Annotated in this window: 1 protein-coding gene; it reads left to right on the top strand. The window is 71.2% G+C overall.

The genetic code is table 11. The annotated features are described in order from the left end of the window. Positions 1-261, top strand: a 261-nt coding sequence (locus tag V7E46_RS33745) for a GNAT family N-acetyltransferase (protein WP_333771954.1), incomplete at its 5' end; no start/stop codon positions are given. Positions 262-316: the final 55 nt, after the last annotated feature.

Below are 316 nucleotides of genomic sequence, written 5' to 3'. Positions count from 1 at the left end.
GTGTGGGAGACCGGGTGGGGCGTGCTGCCGGAGTTCCAGGGGCGGGGGCTGGCCGTGGCGGCGGCCAGGGAGCTGATCGCGGTGGCGCGGGAAGCGCAGAGGCACCGGTATCTGCACGCGTTTCCCGGGTCCGACCACCCGGCCTCGAACGCGGTGTGCCGCAAGGCGGGGTTCGAGCAGCGGGGGGAGGTCCGGTTCGAGTATCCGAAGGGGAATTGGATGACGTCGTACGACTGGCGGGTGGACCTCATAGCCGGCTGAGCACTGGGTGTACGGGGCGAACGGGGGCTAGAAAACGGGTCGCCGCGTGCGGCGG

This window comes from Streptomyces sp. IBSBF 2435 (assembly GCF_036815005.1).
Classification (GTDB): Bacteria; Actinomycetota; Actinomycetes; order Streptomycetales; family Streptomycetaceae; genus Actinacidiphila.
This window is presented reverse-complemented; position numbering and strand designations above follow the sequence as displayed.